General features: G+C 62.3%; 18 protein-coding genes and 1 other RNA gene. 10 read left to right on the top strand and 9 right to left on the bottom strand.

From position 1 onward, the window contains the following. Positions 1-39 precede the first annotated feature (39 nt). The gene (gene gspD / locus WA070_RS20355) at positions 40-2,232 is read right to left on the bottom strand and encodes a type II secretion system secretin GspD (RefSeq protein WP_422635739.1); all 2,193 of its coding nucleotides are present in this window, start codon (positions 2,230-2,232) and stop codon (positions 40-42) included. Beyond that, positions 2,229-3,086, bottom strand: coding sequence for a type II secretion system protein N (locus WA070_RS20350; RefSeq protein ID WP_422635738.1), 858 nt, complete (start codon positions 3,084-3,086; stop codon positions 2,229-2,231). The genes gspD and WA070_RS20350 overlap by 4 nt, the downstream gene beginning before the upstream one ends. Before the next feature lie 183 nt (positions 3,087-3,269). Between WA070_RS20350 and WA070_RS20345 the strand changes: the two genes are divergently transcribed. Next, entirely contained in the window at positions 3,270-3,923 is a 654-nt protein-coding gene (locus WA070_RS20345) for a prolyl hydroxylase family protein (protein WP_422635737.1), read from the top strand. A gap of 6 nt (positions 3,924-3,929) precedes the next feature. On the opposite strand, the gene WA070_RS20340 is transcribed toward WA070_RS20345, so the two are convergent. The 5 genes from WA070_RS20340 to ssrA form a co-directional block, all read right to left on the bottom strand. After that, positions 3,930-5,351, bottom strand: a complete 1,422-nt coding sequence (locus tag WA070_RS20340; protein WP_422635736.1) for a CHAD domain-containing protein — start codon at positions 5,349-5,351, stop codon at positions 3,930-3,932. Positions 5,352-5,491: 140 nt separating this feature from the next. Further along, positions 5,492-8,188 carry a TonB-dependent receptor domain-containing protein gene (locus WA070_RS20335; RefSeq protein WP_422635735.1) on the bottom strand — a complete coding sequence of 899 codons (2,697 nt, stop codon included), beginning with the start codon at positions 8,186-8,188 and terminating at the stop codon, positions 5,492-5,494. Between the two features lie 107 nt (positions 8,189-8,295). Continuing rightward, a complete protein-coding gene (locus WA070_RS20330) occupies positions 8,296-9,885 on the bottom strand; it encodes a hypothetical protein (RefSeq protein WP_422635734.1) in 1,590 nt (529 codons plus the stop codon). Positions 9,886-10,133: 248 nt separating this feature from the next. Then, positions 10,134-10,520, bottom strand: coding sequence for a tetratricopeptide repeat protein (locus WA070_RS20325; RefSeq protein ID WP_422635733.1), 387 nt, complete (start codon positions 10,518-10,520; stop codon positions 10,134-10,136). 284 nt (positions 10,521-10,804) lie between these two features. Next, positions 10,805-11,160, bottom strand: a transfer-messenger RNA (tmRNA) gene (gene ssrA / locus WA070_RS20320). A gap of 128 nt (positions 11,161-11,288) precedes the next feature. Between ssrA and WA070_RS20315 the strand changes: the two genes are divergently transcribed. The 6 genes from WA070_RS20315 to WA070_RS20290 all read left to right on the top strand — a co-directional run bounded on the left by WA070_RS20315 (position 11,289) and on the right by WA070_RS20290 (position 15,913). Then, positions 11,289-11,648 (top strand): hypothetical protein, encoded by a 360-nt coding sequence (locus WA070_RS20315; RefSeq protein WP_422635732.1) that lies wholly within the window; start codon positions 11,289-11,291, stop codon positions 11,646-11,648. 60 nt (positions 11,649-11,708) lie between these two features. Next, positions 11,709-12,299, top strand: a complete 591-nt coding sequence (locus WA070_RS20310) for an anthranilate synthase component II (RefSeq protein WP_422635731.1) — start codon at positions 11,709-11,711, stop codon at positions 12,297-12,299. 188 nt (positions 12,300-12,487) lie between these two features. Beyond that, on the top strand, positions 12,488-13,480 hold the full coding sequence (trpD, locus tag WA070_RS20305) for an anthranilate phosphoribosyltransferase (RefSeq protein ID WP_422635730.1): 993 nt from the start codon (positions 12,488-12,490) through the stop codon (positions 13,478-13,480). Beyond that, positions 13,477-14,268 carry an indole-3-glycerol phosphate synthase TrpC gene (gene trpC, locus WA070_RS20300; protein WP_422635729.1) on the top strand — a complete coding sequence of 264 codons (792 nt, stop codon included), beginning with the start codon at positions 13,477-13,479 and terminating at the stop codon, positions 14,266-14,268. The genes trpD and trpC overlap by 4 nt, the downstream gene beginning before the upstream one ends. Further along, entirely contained in the window at positions 14,265-14,735 is a 471-nt protein-coding gene (gene moaC, locus WA070_RS20295; protein WP_422635728.1) for a cyclic pyranopterin monophosphate synthase MoaC, read from the top strand. The genes trpC and moaC overlap by 4 nt, the downstream gene beginning before the upstream one ends. Beyond that, a complete protein-coding gene (locus WA070_RS20290) occupies positions 14,732-15,913 on the top strand; it encodes a molybdopterin molybdotransferase MoeA (RefSeq protein WP_422635727.1) in 1,182 nt (393 codons plus the stop codon). Before moaC ends, WA070_RS20290 begins: the two co-directional genes overlap by 4 nt. 9 nt (positions 15,914-15,922) lie before the next feature. Here WA070_RS20290 and WA070_RS20285 read toward each other — a convergent pair whose 3' ends face one another. After that, positions 15,923-16,081, bottom strand: coding sequence for a hypothetical protein (locus tag WA070_RS20285; protein WP_422635726.1), 159 nt, complete (start codon positions 16,079-16,081; stop codon positions 15,923-15,925). Positions 16,082-16,235: 154 nt separating this feature from the next. Between WA070_RS20285 and lexA the strand changes: the two genes are divergently transcribed. After that, entirely contained in the window at positions 16,236-16,919 is a 684-nt protein-coding gene (gene lexA / locus WA070_RS20280) for a transcriptional repressor LexA (protein WP_422635772.1), read from the top strand. Here the strand turns inward: lexA and WA070_RS20275 are convergent. Continuing rightward, positions 16,916-19,069 (bottom strand): ComEC/Rec2 family competence protein, encoded by a 2,154-nt coding sequence (locus tag WA070_RS20275; RefSeq protein ID WP_422635725.1) that lies wholly within the window; start codon positions 19,067-19,069, stop codon positions 16,916-16,918. The genes lexA and WA070_RS20275 overlap by 4 nt on opposite strands. Positions 19,070-19,138: 69 nt before the next feature. On the opposite strand from WA070_RS20275, the gene gltX reads away from it, so the two are divergent. Together gltX and gltA are read left to right on the top strand one after the other, a co-directional pair. Beyond that, the gene (gene gltX, locus WA070_RS20270) at positions 19,139-20,575 is read left to right on the top strand and encodes a glutamate--tRNA ligase (protein ID WP_422635724.1); all 1,437 of its coding nucleotides are present in this window, start codon (positions 19,139-19,141) and stop codon (positions 20,573-20,575) included. Between the two features lie 20 nt (positions 20,576-20,595). Then, complete coding sequence (gltA, locus tag WA070_RS20265; protein ID WP_422635723.1) at positions 20,596-21,882, top strand: citrate synthase; 1,287 nt, start codon at positions 20,596-20,598, stop codon at positions 21,880-21,882. The last annotated feature ends 33 nt before the right edge of the window (positions 21,883-21,915 follow it).

The raw sequence follows: 21,915 nt of genomic DNA, 5'->3' as shown, positions 1-21,915 counted from the left end.
TCGACAGGCTCAGGGCGAACGGGGGGAGTGGAAGCATAGTCACTTGCGCGCTCCGCTGGCCGGGATTTCGACCGGGCGCACGACGCCGCTTGATTGGCGGACGGTAGGCTGGATCACTTCCGGCACGGGGGGCGGCGCGTCGGGTACTACCACGGCATCGCCGGGCTGCGCGGCGACCGGCGGGGTCGCGCCCATATAGTCGCGCACCAGTTCGTCGATCGTCGGTTCCATGTCGGGATTGCGCTGCAACTGCATGCCCCGGACATAGCCGTAGCGTTGCTGCGTCAGGCGCTGCGCGTCCTCCTTAGTCCGCAATATCGTGGGGCGGATGAAGACCATCAGGTTCGTCTTGGCGCGGCTTTTGCTGCGCGACTTGAACAGTTCGCCCAGCCCCGGAATGTCGGACAGCAACGGGATACGCTCGATTGTCTTGCGTTCGTTATCGTCGAGCAATCCGCCCAGCGCGAGTATCTCGCCGTCGTCCACGGTGACAGTCGTTTCGATCTCGCGCTTGTTGATGATGAGGTCGCTGCTGCTATTGCTGACCGGGCCGGCGACGCTCGACACTTCCTGTCGCAGGAACAGCTTGATCGCGCCGCCAGTGTTGATCTGCGGCTTGACCTCCAGCTTAATGCCAACGTCCTGCCGCTGGACGGTGCGGAACTGGTTGTCGAAATTCTGGGACAGGGCTTCCCCGGTCGTCACCGGCACCTGTTGCCCGACCAGAATCGACGCTTTCTGATTGTCGAGCGTCATGACCGACGGCGTGGACAACAGGTTGCTTTCCGTGTCGGATTTCACTGCGTTGATGATCGCGCCGAAAATGCCGTTCTTGCCGATCTGCGTACCAAGGCCACCGATGATGCCAGTGGCACTGGTCAGGCTGCTGAGCGCGGACTGTTGCAGCGTGCTGGCCAGATCGCCGTTGGTCTGCGTTTCGGTCGTCGTGGTGCTGCCATCCGCAGCCACCACTGTCGTCTTGGTCGTGCCGAGCTGAGTCGCGCCATAGGCACCCGCCAGCGTCAGCAGATTAGGCGAGGCGTTGGAATAGTTGGTGGCGGCAAAGCCGGTGGATGTGCTGCCCAGCAGGAATTGGACGCCCAGCTTCTTGGCCGCCGTATCGCTGATTTCCACGATGATCGCTTCCACCAGCACCTGTTCGCGGCGCGTGTCGAGTTGGCGGATGGTTTCGCCCAGCATCCGTTGCACGTCGCTGTTGGCCGCGACGATGATGGCATTCGCGCCTTCGTAGCGAGTGACGATGGCGGGACCGCGCGTCGAGATGCCGCTGCCGCTGGAGGAAGCGGATGCCGCCGCTACCGGCGCGGCCGCCTGTGCGGCTGGGGCAGCGCTCGCAGACGGGGCGGCAGCGGATACGGGTCCGCTGGTGGATTGCCCCACCAGTTGCTGCAACACGGGCAGCAATTTTTCGGCGTCGGCATGTTCGAGCCAATAGACGCGGATTTCGGTGCCGCTGGCTGCCTGCTGGTCCAGTTGCCGGGCCATGGCGGCAAGGCGGGCGACAGTGGAGGCATCGCCCCGGATCGCGACGGCGTTGCTGCTGTCGATCGGCACGACGGTGGCAGCGGACGGCGAGGCGTTTTCGCCGCTGCCGCTGCTGGCCACCAGCGCCTGAAGCGAGGTCGCGATTTCGCGCGCGCCTGCATTTTTGAGCATCACCATCTGCGTGGCGGACGTGTCGCGATCGACCCGCGCGATGACTTGCCGGATGCGCACGATATTGTCGGCATAGTCGGCCACGACCACGCTGTTGCCCGCGCGGTTGGCGGTGACGGAGCCTTCCTTGCTGACCAGTGGGCGCAGCGTTTCCAGCGCACTGGCCGCGTCGATCGAGCGCAGGCGGAAGACTTCGGTAACGAAGCTGTTGCGGTTGGCGGCGCGGCCTACGCTGCTGGGCTGGCCCGCCGCGCCATCGGCGGGCTGGATGCGATAGGCACCGCCAGGAGCGGGGACCGCCACTAGGCCATTGGCGCGCAGGGTGGACAGGACGATCTCGAAATATTCGGTCCGGGACAGTGGCCGGTCGGTTACGACCGACACCTTGCCCTGCACCTTATTGTCGATGATGAAGGTTCGCCCCGTCACCCGTGCCGCGTCCTGAATGAAGGCGCGTATGTCAGCATCGCGGACGTTGAGTGTTTGCTGTGCCTGCGCCGGGGCGGCCAGCGCCAAAGCCAGCGCGGCGGAGAAGTGGAGAAAATGTCTGGTCATTGGCCTTGCACGATCAGGTTGATGGACGCGGCGGCAGCGCCGCGCTCTACGGTCAGGGACAAGCGCGCGCCGGGTGCGATCTGGCTTTGCAGCGCCTGAAGATCACTAACCGATCCGATCGGCTGACCGTTCAGTTGGGTCACGATGTCGCCGGGGCGAAAGCCTGCGCTGGCGAAGGTCGGTCCCTTGGCGGTGACGGCGAGGCCGGTGATCCGGCCATTCTGCATGCGTGGGACGAACCCGATGTCGCGTTTCAGGGCATCGGCGCTTGGGCCTGCACCGGGCGCGGATGGCGGCGGCGGGGCGGCGCTTTGCCATCCGCTGGTTTCGCCAGCGGGTGCGGGCGCATCCGACGCGGGTGTCGATTGGTCGAGGAATATCTGTTCGGCTGCGCCGCCACGGTCGATCGTCACATGATCGAAGGCAACCGCCTTCAGCACGACGCCGGGCAGGATTTCATCGCCCACGGCAAAGCTGTTCTGCACCCCGTCCGGCGAGGCGATGATCGCCGAACCCAAGCCTGAGCCTTCATTGAGGCGGATGCCATAGAGGGTCAGCGCGAGCGAGGTGACGACGGCGTTACCCGCCTGTTGTGGCGCATCGCTGCGAAAGAAGGGATCGAAGCTGGCGAAGAGTGATTTTCGTGCGGAAGCGGACAATATTTGCGCCTGCCGCCCTTCCCATGGACCAAAGCTGCCGACCGGCGTCACCGCCACCCACATCAGCCGGACGCACTGGATCGCCAGCAGCGCCAGCAGCCCAATCTCCAACCCTCGCAGCCAGTCGAACGGCGGCAAGGATCGGGCGCGGGGCGCACCGCCCTTGCGTGATGTGAAGGTAAACCGCCCCCGCATGATATTGGTCATTCCCCAGTAGCTCTGGGTGTCTGCTAGGCAGGTCTTCTTACGGTTCGATGACAACGGGATGGCGGTTATATGACAGTCACCGAAATATATCAGCTTCACTTGCATTTGCAGCGTGACGCGATAGCAACGCCGCGTCTTGCCAGCATGGCATGCCATTGATCGGGACCGACGATGACCGACAGGACCAATGTCACCCCCACGGCCGCCGATGGCGATCCGGCGTGGATCGGCGCGCACCCACGGGTGCAGCGCGTTCCGAGCAGGGAATTGACCCTGTTCATCAAACGCGACTTTCTATCGGCGGAGGATTGCGTGGCGCTGATCGAGCGGATTGAGGCGGGGCGACGACCGTCCACCATCGCCGACGCCAATGGCGACGGCTATTTTCGCACCAGCGAAACATGCGATCTGGACTATGGCGATCCCTTCGTTGCGCGTATCGACGCGATGCTGGCGGATTTCGTGGGGATCGACCCGGCCTATGGCGAACCGATTCAGGGGCAGCGCTATGATGTAGGGCAAGAGTTCAAGGCGCATACCGATTATTTCGATCCCAAGGGTGCGGACTATGCGACCTATTGTTCGGTCGCGGGCAACCGGACGTGGACGGCGATGGTTTATCTCGACACGCCGATAGCGGGCGGCGCAACCCGCTTCCCAAAGATCGGCAAGACGGTGCATCCAGAAACGGGCAAGCTGCTGGCATGGAACAATCGCCTGTCGCCCGGCATATCCAACCCCACCAGCCTGCACCATGGCATGAAGGTGCGGGCCGGGGTGAAACATGTCATCACCAAATGGTATCGCGAAAAGCCCTGGGGCTGAGGCGCGTCAGGCCCAGAAGCGGCGTCGGTCGGCAAAGCCATGATGAGCCTTGGCAGCGGCCAGCAGCAGTTGCTCCCTGCTCGTTGCGTATGATGCGTCGTCGATCTTCAGGCCATGACGCGCCATCAGGGTGGGCATGGTCGCCAGATCGTTGAGGTCGCCCAAACGCTCCTGCATCTTGCTCAGCGCCTTGATGAATTTCGCCCGTCTCGCGACCTGCTTGCCGCCATCGAACAACCCGGCCAGAAATTCCGATGCGTAGCGCAGTTTCTTGGCGTCCTTGCGCACGGCGTGACGCGCTTCATCGCTGAGCGTTGCCATATCGCGGCCATTTTTCCTGATCCGCCGCCGCAATTTTCGCAGGCGACGGGACGCGATTTCGGTTGCGGGTCGATCGGCCCCCTTCCCCTGCCCCATATGCAGCGTCAGCCATTCGATCAGGTCCAGCGTCAACAGCCGCACGCGTGCCGATGCGAGCCATTGCGTGACCTTTTGATGCGCAGAAGTCCGCGCTGATTCCAGGCTGGGGTCATCACCGATCCGCTTTGCCAAAACGTCCAGATCGCGCGCTTCCCCCAATATCGCTGCCCACCAGCGCAAATCGTCCGAAAAGCGATCGACGTCCTGCACTGGCAGGATCGGCTTGAACAGCCAGAATGCCGATCGCAGGCGACGGATGGCGACGCGCGCCTGATGCACGGCGGCGGGATCATAATGATCGCGCAGCAGCGCTTCGTTCAGGGCATAATGGCGCAGGCAGGCATGGGCGATCCGGGCGAAAGCTGTCCCGGCGGTCATGGCGGGGTCTAGCGTCACAGCCTCCGCCTTCACCGCACGCAGCGCCGGTTCACGCAAGCGATGGCCGCGTTCCGATTTGGTCATCACGCCGGGCCGGGTGGGATGATCGGCGGCGATACGCTGCGCCAGTGCGAAAAGTGCGGCGGGATCGCCGGATTTCAGTTCCAGTTCGATTTCGCACACCAATGCCTGACGGTCGCCTGCGGTCACTGTACCCCGGTCCAGTACCAGTTCGATGTCGGTATCGCCCTCTCGCAGCGACCATGTGCGCCGCTCTACATCCACTTTGAACAGCGGCACGAGCGTGGTGATGGCGTCGCCCAGCATCGCGGCGACCGGATTATTGTCGTCCAGCACGGGCGTGTCGCCACTGACGGCAACTTCCCATTCGTTGCGCGAAAACAGACCGGTCGCGCCGTCGCCGTCGGCCTTCACGGTCTGGATATATTGGTCGCCCGAGCGGCGGATGCGCAGGCTGACGCCGCGCTGCGCCAGATCGCGATCGGGTGTGTCCAAATAGGTGGCGTGGAGATCCGCAATGTCATGATCCGACGGCAGCGAGGGCCATTGCAGGAATGCTTCAGCCCCATCATGAGGCAGGTCCAGTTTCAGTTCGATTTCACGATTCAAGAGCCGCTCCTTAGCCGCATGCCCCCATCTGCGCGGAAGGCATAGCATGAGGCGGAAGTGAAACCGACCATAAGTTTCAAACGACGATGGCCGACCCGCATGAAAGCGGACCGGCCATCACCATATTCATAGGTTTGGGATCAAAAGGCTACGGTCAGCGACGCGGCGATAGTCGTGCCGATCTTGTAGCGGTTATAATAGACCCGGTTGTCGCCCTGTTCCTGATATTCCTGGAACTTGCGGCCCAGGATATTGCGGGCTTCGAACTTCACTTCACTGTTGATGCCGCCGGGCAGCTTCACGCCCTGCCGCGCAACGAAGTCCAGCGTCACGCCGGGCTTTTCGATGATGTCGGGTTGCAGGTTGGGACCACGGCTGGTGACGCGCGGGCTGGCATAGGTCAGCAGCAACGTCTGTTGCGACAGGCGATCGGTATCCTCCAGCCCCAGTTGGAGGTTGACCAGATGGTCCGACTGTCCGGTCAGCGGTACGCCGTTCAGGAAGAAGTCCGACGCAGCGGGCAGGTCGCCGGTGGTGTAGGTATAAGGGATGGTCGTGTCCCCGGCCTTCACCTTCAGCTTCGACTGGGTGTAGGTATAGTTGCCGATCAGCGCGACGCGACGGGTGGAGAAGAAACCGCCTTCGGACAGGCCATCGAGCGGGATATATTTCTGCGCTTCGAGTTCAAAGCCGTAGAGTTGGGCTTCGGGGGCGTTGGCGAAGCTGGTCGTCACGGCATAGGTGTCCGTGATGGTCGTGTAGGTTTCGATCGGATTGTCGATCTTTTTGTAGAAGGCCGCCGCGATCAGCCGCTCGTCCTTGCCCATATACCATTCGGCACGGACTTCGCCGTTCCACAGCTGGCTATCCTGCAAGAAGGGGTTGCCGCGATAGAAACGGTTCGCCTCGGTATCCAGATAGGGTTGGGCGATCAGTTCGCGGAACTGCGGACGCGCAACGGTCTTGGATGCGCTGGCCCGGAATTGCAGCCCTTTGGATGCTTCGAACGTCAACGTGACGGCGGGCAACCAATAGTCGTTATTGAGCGCATTGAACGGGGTCAGACCCGTGTTGTAGACGTCCACACCCGTGGCCGACTGCTTGCCCTTTTCATAGCGCACGCCAGCGTTGAAGCTGAGACCGGGAAACAGTTCCGCCTGCACCTGACCATAGCCCGCATGGACGCGCAGCGCCGCGTCATAGACGGGATAGTTGCCGGAAAATTCCAGCAGGCTGATGTCGAACAGCTGGATCGTGGCATCCGACAGCAGATAGTCGGGGCGCTGCTGCTGCACCGGGATCGGCAGGTTGGTCGCATCGAAATGCAGCTCATAACGCGAAGACCGACGCTTGGTATCGGTGTAGGCATAGCCTGCCGTAACCGTGAGCGCCGGCGAGAATTTATAGCTGAGGTCAGCGCCACCCGACCATAGATTTTCGTTCAGGTCGCTGAATGTGACCGATGCGTCGCCACGCTGACGGTTGAGCGCGTTGACGAAGCGATCGCCGACGGGATCGACGCTCAGTTCTCGGTTGGAGCGGACATAGACAAATTCACGCTCATAGGGCGCTTCCCGCTGCGAATTGGCGTAGCTGCCGCGCAGGTCGAGGCTGAGGGCATCCGACAGTTTGAACTCACCTGCCAGTTGCGTGTCGATCAACTGCCGTTCGTACCAGGCGGTGTTTTGCGTCAAGTAATCGGCACCCTGTATCTGGCCGTCATTCTGGCCGATGGACAGGGCGCTACGCTTCAACGTGTCGCGGATGTAAAGGTTGGTCCAGCGCAGCTTTTGTGCGCCCAGTTCCAGACCGACGCCGATCAGGCCGTTGACGGTCATTTCATTGTCGGTGCTGACCTGCTGGACCGATTTTCCAGCCCCGGCCCCGACATCGAGAGATGCCTGTTGCAGCGTGTCGCGGGTGCGCCACTTGTTGCTGTAGGACGCGCTGGCGACGACGCCGATGCGCCCGTCGCCGCCCAGATCCGTCGCCGTACCCGCATTGAGCGAGGCGGAGAAGTTGAACGGCAGGCTGTTGGTCCTCTGTACCACCGACGTATCGGCGTTCAGGAACTGCATCGCGATGTTGCGCAGGTCGGCACGCGGCTGGTCAGCAAAAGGCGTGCCGCTGGCGATCGCGCTTTTGAGCAACGGCGGGACGTCACGCGATCCGTCGTCAAAGCCGGTCCAGTCGGACTTGCTGCCATAATGGGTGTAACCGAGCTGACCCGACGTTTCGGTGTTCGCCGAACTGCCGAGGCCGATTTCCAGATAGCTTTCGGTCGGGATCGCCTTGGTCGTCAGGTTGATGACGCCGCCGCCAAATTCACCGGGGAAATTGGCGGAATAGCTTTTCTGCACCAGCGTCGATGCGATCACGCTGGTGGGGAACAGGTCGAGCGGCACGACGCGCTTCAGGGGTTCGGGGCTGGGCAACGGCGATCCGTTGAGCAGCGCAAGCGAATAGCGATCGCCAAGGCCACGGACATAGACGAAGCCGCCCGACACGACCGACAGGCCAGTGACGCGCTGGAGCGAACCGGCGATGTCGCCCTCGCCCGTGCGCTTGATGTCGGCGGCCGACAGGACGTTCACGACTTCGGGCGCGTTCTGCGAGATATTGGCGGTGCGGCGACCGGTGACGATGATGTCCGCGCCAGGGATCGACACATCGACATTGCCCGACTGGGCCGCCGCTTCGTCTGCCGCGCTGGGCGTCGAGGTCATGCCTGCGTCGCCCGCTGCGGGCGCGGCACTATCGGTCTGCGCAATCGCACCAGGTGCGATCAGGGCAGTGGAAATCAGGAGCAGGCGCGCCAGGCTGAGCGGCTTCGACATGCTAGGTGTCCCCCTTTGGGAAATAGTCAGTGCAAACATTGGGCGCAAAGAAGGCGGGGAAGCGCCGGTACAACGCTCCCCCGCCCCTGTTGAGGTCGTGGGTCCGATCAGGTCGTCGGGATCGCCGTGCAATTCTTGCTGGTGGTGCCGAAGCTGGCGCTCACCGAGTTGCAGGTCCAGCCGGTATACCAGGTGTCGCTGCTGTCCTTGACCGCGCCGATATAGTTGGTCGTGGTGAAGGCAGCGTCGATCGTCTTGGGATCGACTGCGACGCGGGCGGTTTCGGTCGCACCATTGATGAACAGCGACGTCAGCGACGGGGTGTAGGTGATCGTGCTGTTCGCGCCCGCTTCGAAGATCGTCTTGACCAGATCGGCAGTCACGCCGGTGCCGGTGCCCTTGTAAGGCGTGGCGTTGCACTGCATCACGACAGAGATGTAGCGCGGCTTGCCAGCGTCCTGCAAAGCGGTGTCGGCGTCACGCACCGCAGCCGCGCCGTTGATGCGCAGGCAGCTCTGGTTGGGGCTGATGATGATGCCGTTGACCAGCGCCAGATCGGCACCGCCGCGCAGCAACATCGCGGCGCCATCGTCGCCGGTGTTGGAACGCTGGATATGCGTGAAGTTGGCGACTTTGAGATACTGGCGCGGGATTACGTCTTCGCTGGCGTTGCTGTTGGTGCCGCCGTTAGAGTCGGTTTCAAGGAAGGTGTCGCCGATATTGTTACCTTCGCGCTGGGCCGAGATGATGAACTGAGCCGTGCCACGGAAGCCGACGTCGGTGTCCAGATTGTCGTCTTCGTTGCCGGTGAACACCAGATATTTCAGGTTCGCCGCGCCACCGAAGATTTCGATGCCATCGTCCGAGCTGTTGTGGATCTGGATATGGTCAAGCTGCGTGCCGGTGCCGATGCCCGAAGGGGTCAGGCCCTGCAGTTCCTTGCCGTCTGCCAGCACGAAGCCGGAATAGCGGATTTGCACATAGCTCATGCGGCCCGAATTGTCGGCATCGTTCGCGCCACCATAGAGAGCGTTGCTGGAGCCTTCGGTATCACGTTCGCAGGCCACCGTTCCGGCGGCGGCGGCAGGAGCGGCGCAATCGGTGATCTTGGCGCGTCCGAGCAGCACGACGCCGCCCCACTGACCCGACGACTGATCCGTCGTGGTGCCAAGCACGTTTTCGCGGCTGGTGAAGACGATCGGCGCAGTGGCGGTGCCAACGGCGTTGATCTTGTTACCGCGGTTGACGGCCAGATAGCTGTTACCGGTTGCGGCGAAGACCACGACGCCCGGATCGATCGTCAGCGTGACGTCGGTGTTGGTGCTGGCAGCGCCCTGATCGGTGCCGACATCAACACGGCCGGGCAGCGAATAGAGGACGCCTGCAACCTTCGCGATGGCGGTCGACGCGGTAAAGCGCGCGGGGAAGCCGCAATTGCGCCATGTGTTCGCGCCGTCGGAAACGGTGCCGAGGTCCGTCAGCTGGTTCGTACCGGCAATGGTCGGGCAGTTGGCGGCCGGGGTAACGCCGGTCGGCGTCGGTGTGGGGGTCGGCGTAGGTGTAGGGGTCGGCGTCGGAGCCGGAATGACGATCGTGCCTTCGCCCGGCGACGCAATGTCGTCCGCGCCGCACGCGCTCAACGCTGCGCAAGCGCAACCTGCCATCAAAATCGTGTGAATACGGTTATACTTGGCCATGTCGTCTCCGCTCCGGCATTTCGCCGGGTTTGTTAAAATGCGGAGCGCAGGGGATTTCGATTCGGACAACGCCCCCTGTCGCCCTCCGAATGGGCAACTAGGGTGCGTGGATGACAGGGGTGTTGGTATTTGGTGACGAAACAGCGACTATTATATGACTGTTTAGCGACAATGATGACAACGTCATGACAAAGGGCGCCCACCCAATAGCAAGCGCCCTTTGTCCGTCCTGAATGTGAATGCGGCTTTTACCGCATCGCGTAGCTGCTTTCCACCCGACCCAGCGCGCGGCGGGCGATGGAACGGGAAGATTCTTCGGTCCCGTTGGCCAGGGTCAGCATTGCGTCGGGTGCGTAAAGCGCGCGGGCATAGATGGTGCGCGCGTCAGCCATGCGGCCCATACCGACATAGGCATTGCCCAGATTGATGAGGCGCGCAGGATCGTTGGCGGCGTCCGGGCGAACGACGGTGAGATTACGCTGCGCCTTGGTAAAATTCCCCGATTCTAGCGCGGCAGCGGCCAGACGCCCATCTGGCAGGCCGACTTCAACCAGACTGTCCGGGGCAGCCCAAGCCGCCATCGGAGCGGCCAGAGCCAGCACGGCACCCATGAGAATAGCGGCTTTCGACATCATATTTCTCCGAAAAAAACTTCTTACTATAACGATGATTATTTCATCTTGATGACATCCACGCAAGGTGGCGGAGGGCCATGAAAAAGAAGATTTATCGACTTAATAACAGTCTCTTACGATTATTTCATCGCATTGTCATAAAAGCGTAACTGAATATGGTCGCAGTTATGGGAAGTGATTCGCGCCGACGCGACACTTCGACCGGGCGATTGCCCGGCGTGATATCCAGCGATGTGGGGATATAGGTCCGGAGGCTTCTGTTGCCCGGCGCCTCCGGGGGCCGCTGAATTCCCTTCTGTTGCCCGGTGGGTTCAACCGCGCTATTTTAGAATAATATCAGGCCGTGAGGCCCTCAATTACGCTGCAATGGCGAGTGCTTCGTTATCGTTGGCACTTGTGAGTTTTGCACAGTTTAACGGCTTACACGGGCCGGGTAAAAACATCGCCTTTGAACACACGTCGATCCTAGTTCGCCCCCGTCAGACATCCCGTCGAACCTTAAGTCCGGCGGGACATGTGGTGGAGACGCCGGGTACTGCCCCCGGGTCCGCTGCGTCTATTACACGACACCATTTATCACCATAGCCGGGCGAACCCGGCACCAACCCATATGGCCCGGCGCGAATTGTTTTTCAAGCCATGGACTTGGACGCGCGTGAAGAGGGCATAGCGATCGCCTTCGCCGACAAAAATGGTGGCTGCGCCGACTGAAAATCGGCATCAGCCGTTACGCAACGGCGCAGGCCGCCCTTTTTGGACCGGGGACGCATGTTTCAGGTAGACTATGACCATCTCGCCAACTGCCTGATCCTGAAGGTCGAAGGGTTCTGGAAGCCGGAAACCGTGGTGGCATTTGCCAAAGAGGTAGGCGCGAAGGCGCGTCAGGCACAGGCAATCCGCACGGATTTCAACGTGCTGGTCGAATCACTGGCATTCCCGGTGCAGGCGAACGATGTCGCCGATCTGCTCGCCAACATCATGCGCGGCGGCATCACTTTGACTGGCGGACGTGCCGCCGTGGTGGTCGGCAGTCAGTTGAACAAGGCGCAGGCGGAACGCACGCTGGTGCATCCGCGATTGCGCGTATTCCTGACGCTGGAGGATGCGCAGAATTGGCTCGGGTCCTGACGGCTCATCCTGTTCGCTCCCACTTCCCCCCGCGTCGATCCCACGCTAAGGCCTTGCACCATGATCCTCGTCATCGACAATTATGACAGCTTCACCTGGAACCTGGTCCATTATCTTATGGAACTGGGCGCTCAGGTCGAAGTCGTCCGTAACGACGCCATTTCCGCAGGACAGGCCTTGTCCAGTGGCGCGAAGGCGTTCCTGTTGTCCCCCGGCCCCTGCACCCCCAATGAAGCGGGCGTCAGCCTGGATCTGGTCGCCGCCTGTGCCGATGCGGGCGCGCCCTTGCTGGGCGTGTGCCTTGGCCATCAGGCGATCGGCCAGCATTTCGGGGGCCAGGTGGTGCGCGGCGGGTTGATGCACGGCAAGACATCGCCAGTCGCGCATGACGGCACCGGCCTGTTCGGCGGCCTGCCCTCCCCCTTCACCGCGACCCGCTATCACTCGCTCATCGTGGAGGACATTCCTGCTGATCTGGTGGTCAACGCGACCAGCGAGGATGGGTCGGTCATGGGATTCCGCCACGCCACGCTGCCGATCCATTCGGTCCAGTTTCATCCCGAAAGCATCGCCACCCAATATGGGCATGACATGCTGGCCAATTTCCTGAGGATCGCCGGGATGCCGGTTCAGGAACGCGAAGTGGCCTGATCGGGCCGGTTCCAACTGGCTATATGCTCCCACCAAGGCGGGAGCGAATTTCCGACGTTCGGACTGGAATCCCGCCTTCGTGGGAGCATCTGATGCCAAGGGCAACTTATGAGATCGCGGAAAAAGTGCGTCATTAAGCGCTGACGCCCTCTCGACTTTTCCTCCCCCTGCCGACTAAGGCAAGCGGGATGAACCGGCTTCCCGATCCTTCCAGCCCGCTCGATGCGCAGGCCGCAGCACAAGCGTTCGACTTGCTGTTCGACGCCGACCTGCCCGAAAATGACATTGCCGCCTTTCTCGTCGCCATGGCGCGACGTGGCGAAACCGCGACGGAAATCGCCGCCGCCGCCCGCGCGATGCGCGCGCGCATGATCTGTGTCGATGCGCCGGTCGGCACGATCGATGTATGCGGCACCGGGGGCGATGGCCATCATACGCTCAACGTTTCCACCGCCGTATCGCTCGTCGTGGCAGCGGCAGGTGTGCCGGTCGCCAAACATGGCAACCGCGCCGCATCGTCCAAGGCGGGCGCTGCCGATACGCTCGAAGCACTTGGCCTGAACCTCGACCGCGCTGCCGATACGGCAGAAGCGACGCTGGCGGACCTGGGCATCTGTTTCCTGTTCGCGCAAAATTATCACCCTGCGCTCAAACGGCTGGGTCCGATCCGCAAGGCGATCGGCGAACGCACCATTTTCAACCTCATGGGGCCGCTCGCCAATCCTGCAGGCGTGCGACGACAACTGGTCGGCATCGCACGGCCGGCCTATGTTCCCATTTATGCGCAGGCGCTGGCGGAACTGGGCGTTGATCGTGCGATGATCGTATCGGGCGACGAAGGGCTGGACGAACTATCGCTGGCAGGTGGGAATGACGTGGCGGAAATCACTGGCGATGGCGTCGTCGCCATGCGTCGGTTGGCCGCCGCCGATCTGGGCCTGACAACGCAGAGGGTCGAGGCGATCCGGGGCGGCGACGCGGCCCATAATGCAGCTGCCCTGCGCGCGCTGTTGCAAGGCGAACCGGGCGCTTACCGCGACGCCGTGCTGTTCAACGCCGCTGCGGCCCTTGTCGTGGCCGATGCCGTTGCCGATCTTCGTGAAGGTGTGGAGGAAGCGGCCGAAACCATCGACCGTGGCCTTGCCAACGCCCTCCTCAATTGCTGGATTGCCTATCTATGACAAACAAGCTGATCGAAATTTGCAACGTCAAGCGGGAGGAGGTTGCCCGTCGTCGTTCTGCAACGACGGTCTCGGCGCTGCACGCGCGCGCTTCGGAACAGACGCCGCCACGCGGATTTCGCAAAGCTCTGGATGACGCCGCCCGATCGGGCTTCGGCCTGATTGCGGAGGTCAAGAAGGCCAGCCCCTCCAAAGGGCTGATCCGCGCGGATTTCGATCCCCCCGCTCATGCGCAGGCCTATACGGCTGGCGGTGCGGCCTGCCTGTCGGTGCTGACCGACGAACCCTATTTCCAGGGGCATGACGATTATCTGATGGCGGCGCGATCCGCCTGCGCCATCCCTGTGCTTCGCAAGGATTTCATCGTCGATCCGTGGCAGATACTGGAAAGCCGATCGCTGGGCGCGGATGCCATCCTGATTATCGTCGCCGCACTGGACGACGGGCAGATGGCCGAAATCGAGGATGCAGCGCTGGGCCTTGGCATGGACGCACTGATCGAGGTGCATGATGAGGCGGAACTGGAGCGGGCATTGAAGCTGCGCTCGCGACTGATCGGGGTCAACAATCGCGACTTGCGCGATTTCTCGGTCGATTTCGCGCGCACTTACGAACTGGTCGGCAAAGCGCCGGAAGGCTGCACCTTCGTTGCCGAAAGCGGGCTTGGGTCGCATGCCGATCTGGTGGCGATGGCGGACCATGGCGTGCGCTGCTTCCTGGTCGGCGAAACACTCATGCGGCAGGCGGACGTGGAAGCTGCAACGATCAACCTGCTGACGGGGGCATGAGCGGTCTGACCCATCTGGACGCCGACGGTGCAGCGCATATGGTCGATGTGTCGGCCAAGGCCGTGACGGCGCGCGAAGCCATTGCGTCAGGCCGCATCGACATGAGCGCGCAGGCCGCTGCGGCGATCGCCGACGGTCTGGTCAGGAAGGGCGACGTGCTGGCCGTCGCACGCGTGGCGGGCATCATGGCCGCCAAACGGACGGCAGACCTCATTCCGTTATGTCATCCCATCGCCCTGTCTGCCGTGAGCGTGGACTTCGATCTGGGTCAGGCTGGCGTTACCGTCACCGCAACCGCCCGCACCGCTGGCGTGACAGGCGTGGAGATGGAGGCGCTGACCGCTGCCACCGTTGCGCTGCTCACCGTCTATGACATGGCCAAGGCTTTGGACAAGGCAATGGTAATCGGCGGCGTCCGCCTGATCGCCAAGACCGGCGGCAAATCAGGGGACTGGCGCGCGCCATGAGCCTGTTGCCGGTTGCCGAGGCGCAATCCCGCCTGTTCACGCTGGCCAAGGCGCTACCCGTCGAGGATTGTCCGCTTGTGGGTTGCACCGAGCGCTGGTTGGCGCGCGATGTCGTCGCGCTGCGGGACCAGCCATGGGCCGCTCTTTCGGCGATGGACGGCTATGCCGTGCGGGCGAGCGAATGGCCCGGTCCGTGGCGTGTGACGACGACGAGCAGTGCGGGGGGAACGCCGCCTGATGCGCTCCCACGGGACGAGGCGTGCCGCATCTTCACTGGCGCGCCATTGCCTGAGGGCGCGGACGCCATATTGATCCAGGAAAATGCGGCTGTAGAGGATGACATCCTTCGCGCCGTCGATGGCGCATTGACGAGCGGCCAACATGTTCGTCCTGCGGCATCCGATTTCGGCCAAGCCAGCCTTCTCCTGCGCGCGGGTAGCAAAATCGGCCCGGCGCAGATCGCGCTCGCCGCGCTGGGCGGTCATGGCATGCTGCCGGTCCGTCGGCGAGTGCGGGTGGCGATTATCTCGACGGGTAATGAACTGGTTCCGCCCGGCGCACCCACTCCTCCAGGTAGTTTGCCGTCCTCCAACGCGCCGATGCTGGCGGCGATGCTCGCTGCATTGCCATGCGACGTCATCGACCTGGGCATTATCGGTGACAATCTGGATCTGCTGACTGTCGCTTTTGATGAGGCCGCAGATGCCGATATCATCGTTTCGACAGGCGGCGCGTCAGTTGGCGATCATGATCTGGTCCGCCCGGCTTTTACAAAAGCTGGAGGAACACTGGATTTCTGGAAAATCGCGATGCGTCCGGGCAAGCCGCTCATGGCTGGTCGAATACATGGCGCCCTGTTCATTGGGCTGCCGGGGAATCCGGTGTCCGCCTTCGTCACTGCCAGCCTGTTCCTGATACCTGTGATTCGACATATGTCTGGCGCATCCGATCCCCTGCCCCAGATGAGGAACGCGGTGCTTGCATCCGATCTTCCCGACACGGGAAATCGTGATGATTATCTGCGTGCGCGGCGTGATGGAGCGGGAATCGTCACAGTCACATCACAGGATAGCGCAGCAGCGGCGTCATTAGCGATGGCCGACTGCCTGATATTCCGTCCCGCAGGGGCTAAGGCTGCACAAATCGGTGAAAACGTCTCCATCATATCTATCGGCTGATGGACTGGTTCAACGATGCTGCACTTCGCCCGGCGCGCATTCTTCATGATCGCCATCGCCAAATTGCCTCTCGGCCTGATAGCGGCGAATGGAGCGGCTGCGTTGTCCATGTGCGTCGTCGCGATGCTGTCTGCGGCGGGGGGCGGACTGGTCATGCAGGTTCAGCATCTTCACTCTCCTCGCCCTTCACTATCGGAAGGAACAAACGCATAACCAGCGAATCGCGCCTGCGTTCCCGCCGATGCGACGAGCTGTTGGCCGCTTGACTTGCCTCCATTCGTTTCCTATGCGTTCTTCATACGTTCCATGGAGGACTGTGACGATGTTGACACTCAAGCAGCAGGAATTGCTCAGCTTCATTCAGACGCGCCTGGATGAAGCCGGCGTTTCGCCCTCGTTCGAGGAAATGAAGGATGCGTTGGACCTGCGGTCCAAGAGCGGCATCCACCGCCTGATCAATGCGCTGGAGGAACGCGGTTTCATCCGTCGCCTGCCTAACCGGGCGCGGGCGCTGGAAGTCCTGAAGCTGCCGGACGCGATGCATCGTATTCCTGCGAAGGTTGCGGAGACCAATCCAGCCGCTTCTTTTCCCAGCACGCCGATGCTGCCGACCGCCGCAAACGATGTGATCGAAATCCCCATGCATGGCCGCATTGCCGCAGGTGTCCCGATCGAGGCGATGGAGGGTCAGACTATGCTGTCCGTGCCTGCTGCCCTGTTGGGCGCGGGCGATCATTATGCGCTGGAAGTATCGGGCGATTCCATGATGGAAGCGGGCATATTGGATGGCGACTTTGCCCTCATCCAACGCACCGATGTCGCACGCGAAGGGCAGATCGTCGTCGCCCTGATCGACGACAGCGAGGCAACGCTCAAATATTTCCGCCGCGAAGGGCCAAGGGTGCGGCTCGACCCGGCCAACAGTGCCTATGAACCGCAACTCTATGAATCTGGCCAAGTGCGGATACAGGGCAAGCTCGCAGGACTTTTGCGCCGTTATAATTAGGGTGAAGGTCGCCAGCGCATGGTCTTGTCCGTCCGGCGATATGTCGGGCGGACGATCCATGGATGCGCGTCGCCGGGCGTGCGCACTGTCTGGACCGTCGTATCGGTAAGGTTGATGGCCATCCCACCGGTACGCGCCAGCAGGCTCCGGTCGATCTTGAGCCAGCGGGGGCGACACCAGCGTGGCAATCGCCGGTCGGACACGACGATGTCGGCGTCGGCGCAATTCTGGCTAAAGACGGCGCGCTCGACCAGAACATCATTGCGCGTCAGAAGCAGTCGCCAGCGCCGCCCTGCCGCCGTCATGTTCACCGCGCACAGATCGGTCGAACATCGCGCCTGAGGCAAGTGCGTCAAATCTTCCAGATCGCCGTCATGACCGACGCTTTCCGCCAGCGTATCCCGCACATAATCCCCCGCACCCGCGCGCAGAATCGCCATCCCCCCCTTTGCTGTGCGCAGCGCGACATGGCGGCCGTCCCCTGTCACCAATATGTCGGCCGGGGACAGGCTCCATATCATTCCTATCCCGGCTGCAATCGGCGCGAGGCCAACCCAGCGCAGGCCGCTGCGCCAGAGCAGAGACCACACTATCCCTGCAGACATCATCGCGAATATCCAGGACGGCACCGCCGGCGTCAGCATCGTCGCGGCCGGATTGGCGGCGACGCCATGGGCGACCCACAGCAGCAGTTGAAGCATCTGGCCCGTCAGCCACCAGAACGGCGCGCCGATCCCGACCAGATCGCCCAGTAGCGCCAGCGCCTCAAGTGGCATCACGACAAAGGTCGTGAGCGGGATCGCCACGATGTTGGCGAACGCACCGAGCATGCCCGCCTTGTGAAAATGAAAAAGGGCAATCGGCATCAGCACGAGTTCGATGACAATACCGGTCAGCAGCGTCGCCACCACAGCCCGCCCCAACCGTAGCATGGTGCTTTCATCCCGCGCCATCGCAAAGGCACGAAAGCGGTGGTGCTCGCTGAGCGCTACAAGCGCTGTGACGGCGGCGAAACTCATCTGGAAACTCGGACCGACCAAGGCTTCGGGCCAGAATATCAGCACGACCAGCGCGCCCGTCGCGACGAGGCGAAGCGTGATCGCGTCTCGCCCCAGCGCCAATCCGCCCAGCACCAGCAATGCCGCAACGCACGATCGCACCGTGGGCACCTCCGCCCCCGTCAACAGCGTGTAGCCGATACCTGCCAGCGCCCCGCCACTCGCTGCGATCAGCATTAACGGCCAGTCGAGCGCCGCCCGACGGCTGAGCGCCATCACGCGCATCAACAGGAAGATGACGGCGCCGATCAGAGCGGTCACATGCAGGCCACTGATCGACAGGAGATGCGCCAGCCCGCTGTTGCGCATGGCGTCGGCATCGGCCTGCGCGATCGCCCCCTGATCCCCGGTGGCGAGCGCGATAGCGATCCCTTGTGGCGGGCCGTCGATCTGCGACGATATATGCGCGAACAGCCGATTGCGCAGCGGCGCCACACCGGATGCAGGGCGCAGCACTTCGATCGGCCGCAGCGCTTTGCCAGTGGCGCCGATCCCCTGAAAATAGGCGCGCGCGGCAAAATTATAGCTGCCCGGCACGGCAGGGGGTGCGGGCGGCATCAGGCGGACGCGAAAGCGAATCTTTGCGCCCTCGCCCAGCCCATCCGGCATGTCCTCCTCCGCAATATTCACGCGGATGATGGCGGGCAGGTTCAACGCGGCTTCGGGTTTCAATATCGCGCGGACCATATGCTGCGCCGGCACCGGACGAACAGACACGACCTCCCCCGTCACCAACGCGAATGTAGCGCGAGCCAGCGGCGGTTGACCCAGCAACATGGCCTTCCCCCACACCAGCAGGCACCCGATGCAGGCGAGCATGCCGCCCGTCACGATCATGCGCCGCAATCGCGTGCCATCGGGCAGAAGCAGGCCAGCGCAGGCAAGAGCCAGCATGGCGCAGCCAAAGCCCAGCCAGCCGATCCGGTCTGGCAAGGCGAACCAGGCGGCTATGCCCAGACCAAGCCCCACCGGTGCCCAGAGCGGCACCTGTTCGCGCTCCCATTCCATCCAGCTTTCGACCCGAGCGAAAAGCACGCGCGCGCCACCTGTGGCCCTGACCACAAGCGAGGTTTGTCGTGGCTCAAAAGCCATGCTAGGGGGCGTCGCATTCATAGATCAGCAGGACGAGTGTCAGGGAATATGACGGCAAGCGCAACGGGAATGAACAAGCCGGTCGTGACCCGGTTCGCGCCATCCCCGACCGGATTCCTGCATATCGGCGGCGCACGCACCGCTCTGTTCAACTGGCTGTTCGCGCGACACCATGGCGGCAAGTTCCTGTTGCGGATCGAGGATACGGATCGCGCCCGGTCGACCGACGAAGCCGTTGCTGCGATTTTCGACGGTCTGGACTGGCTGGGCCTGGGCGGAGACGAACCTGCCGTTTTCCAGTTCGAGCGTACCCCGCGCCATGCGGAGGTTGCCAATGCGCTGCTGAACGGCGGTCATGCCTATCGCTGCTATGCCACGCCCGAAGAACTGGCGACGCTCCGGGAACAGCAACGGGCGGCCAAACAACCGATGCGCTACGATGGACGCTGGCGCGACCGCGCGCCGCAGGATGCGCCCGAAGGCGCGCCCTTCGTCATTCGCCTGAAAGCCCCGAAAGATGGGGAAACCGTGATCGAGGACGCTGTCCAGGGTCGCGTCGTCGTGCAGAACGCCGAACTGGACGACATGATCCTGCTGCGGTCCGATGGCACGCCCACTTATATGCTGGCGGTCGTGGTCGACGATCATGACATGGGCATCACCCATGTCATTCGCGGCGACGATCATCTCAACAACGCGTTTCGTCAGCTTGGCATCATCAAGGCGATGGCGGAGATCGAGGGCGGCTGGGAAGAACCCGTCTATGCGCACATCCCGCTGATCCACGGATCGGACGGGGCCAAGCTGTCCAAGCGCCATGGCGCGCTGGGCGTCGATGCCTATCGGGACGACATGGGCATGCTGCCCGAAGCGGTGCTCAATTACCTGCTGCGTCTTGGCTGGGGCCATGGCGACGAGGAATTTATTCCAGTCGATCGCGCGATCGAACTGTTCGACATCGGGGGCGTTGGCCGTTCGCCATCGCGCTTCGACATCAAGAAGCTGGAAAATCTGAACGGCCATTATCTGCGTGAGGCGGACGATGCACGTTTGGCCGCGCTGGTCGCGCCGCGGGTCGAACAGCGCCTTGGAATCGCCATTTCCGATACCAATATGAACGTTCTGACCCAGGCGACGCCTTCACTCAAGCCGCGGGCCAAGACGCTTAACGAAATTGCCGAGGGCGCTGAATTTCTGTTCAAAAATTGCCCCCTGGATTTTGACGAAAAGGCATCCACTCTGCTAGACGCATCCGCACGCGCGCTGATCGTCAAGGCGGCCGACGCTCTCTCATCCGTCCAGTCCTGGACGGTCGAAGCGATCGAGGAACCGATACGCCGCGTGGCAGAGGATGCTGGCCTGGGATTGGGCAAGGTGGCGCAGCCATTGCGGGCGGCGCTGACCGGGCGAACCGTATCGCCGGGAATTTACGATGTCCTCTTCCTTCTGGGAAAAGAGGAAAGCTTGGAACGGCTGAACGATGTGGGGCACGCATCGATCGGTTGATGGCACTCAAGGAGAACAATATGTCGGATAAAAATGCCACTTTGACACTGGGCGGGGAAGCCAAGGATTATGCCGTCATGGACGGCACTGTCGGTCCCCAGGTCATCGACGTTCGCAAGCTGTACGCCAATACCGGCATGTTCACCTATGATCCCGGCTTCACATCGACCGCCAGTTGCGAATCTGGTCTGACCTACATCGATGGCGATGAAGGCGTCCTGTTGCATCGTGGCTATCCGATCGGTCAGTTGGCCGAAGAATCCAGCTTCATGGAAGTCTGCTACCTGATGCTGAACGGCGAACTGCCGTCGAAGAGCGAGTTGGACGACTTCATCTCCACGATCACGCGCCACACGATGGTGCATGAACAGTTGAGCGCCTTCTTCCGTGGTTTCCGTCGCGATGCCCATCCCATGGCGATCCTGGTCGGCGTGGTCGGCGCGCTTTCCGCCTTTTACCATGATTCGACCGACATAAACGATCCGGTGCAGCGGCGGATCGCCAGCCACCGCCTGATCGCCAAGATGCCCACGATCGCGGCAATGGCGTATAAATATTCGGTGGGCCAGCCCTTCGTCTATCCGCGCAACGACCTGTCCTACACCGCCAACTTCCTGCGCATGACATTCTCCGTCCCCGCAGAAGATTATGTGCCCGATCCAGTTATCGTCGATGCGATGGACAAGATCTTCATCCTGCATGCCGACCACGAGCAAAACGCCTCGACCTCGACCGTGCGTCTGGCAGGGTCATCGGGAGCCAACCCCTTCGCCTGCATCGCGGCGGGCATCGCTTGCCTGTGGGGTCCGGCGCATGGCGGCGCGAACGAAGCGGCGCTCAACATGCTGCGCGAAATCGGCACGGTCGATCGCATCCCCGAATATATCGCCCGCGCCAAGAACAAGGACGATCCGTTCCGCCTGATGGGCTTTGGCCATCGCGTTTATAAGAATTACGATCCCCGTGCGACGGTGATGCAGAAGACCGCCGAAGACGTGCTCAAGACCATGGGCGTGACCGATCCGGTGTTCGACGTAGCGCGCGAACTGGAAAGGCTTGCGCTCAATGATCCCTATTTCATTGAGAAGAAGCTGTTCCCCAACGTCGACTTCTATTCGGGCGTGATCCTGTCGGCGATCGGCTTCCCGACGGAAATGTTCACCGTGCTGTTCGCCCTCGCCCGCACCGTCGGCTGGGTCGCGCAGTGGAACGAAATGATTTCCGATCCAGCACAGAAGATCGGCCGCCCGCGTCAGCTCTACACCGGCCCGACGCAGCGCGACTATGTGCCTGTCGACAAGCGCTGATCGCAGCGACGACGTTCGGTTGAATGGAAACGG

The organism is Sphingobium sp., from assembly GCF_049304695.1.
Taxonomy (GTDB): domain Bacteria; phylum Pseudomonadota; class Alphaproteobacteria; order Sphingomonadales; family Sphingomonadaceae; genus Sphingobium.
Note: the sequence above shows the minus strand (reverse complement) of the source record. Positions and strands in the feature narration are given on the sequence as shown.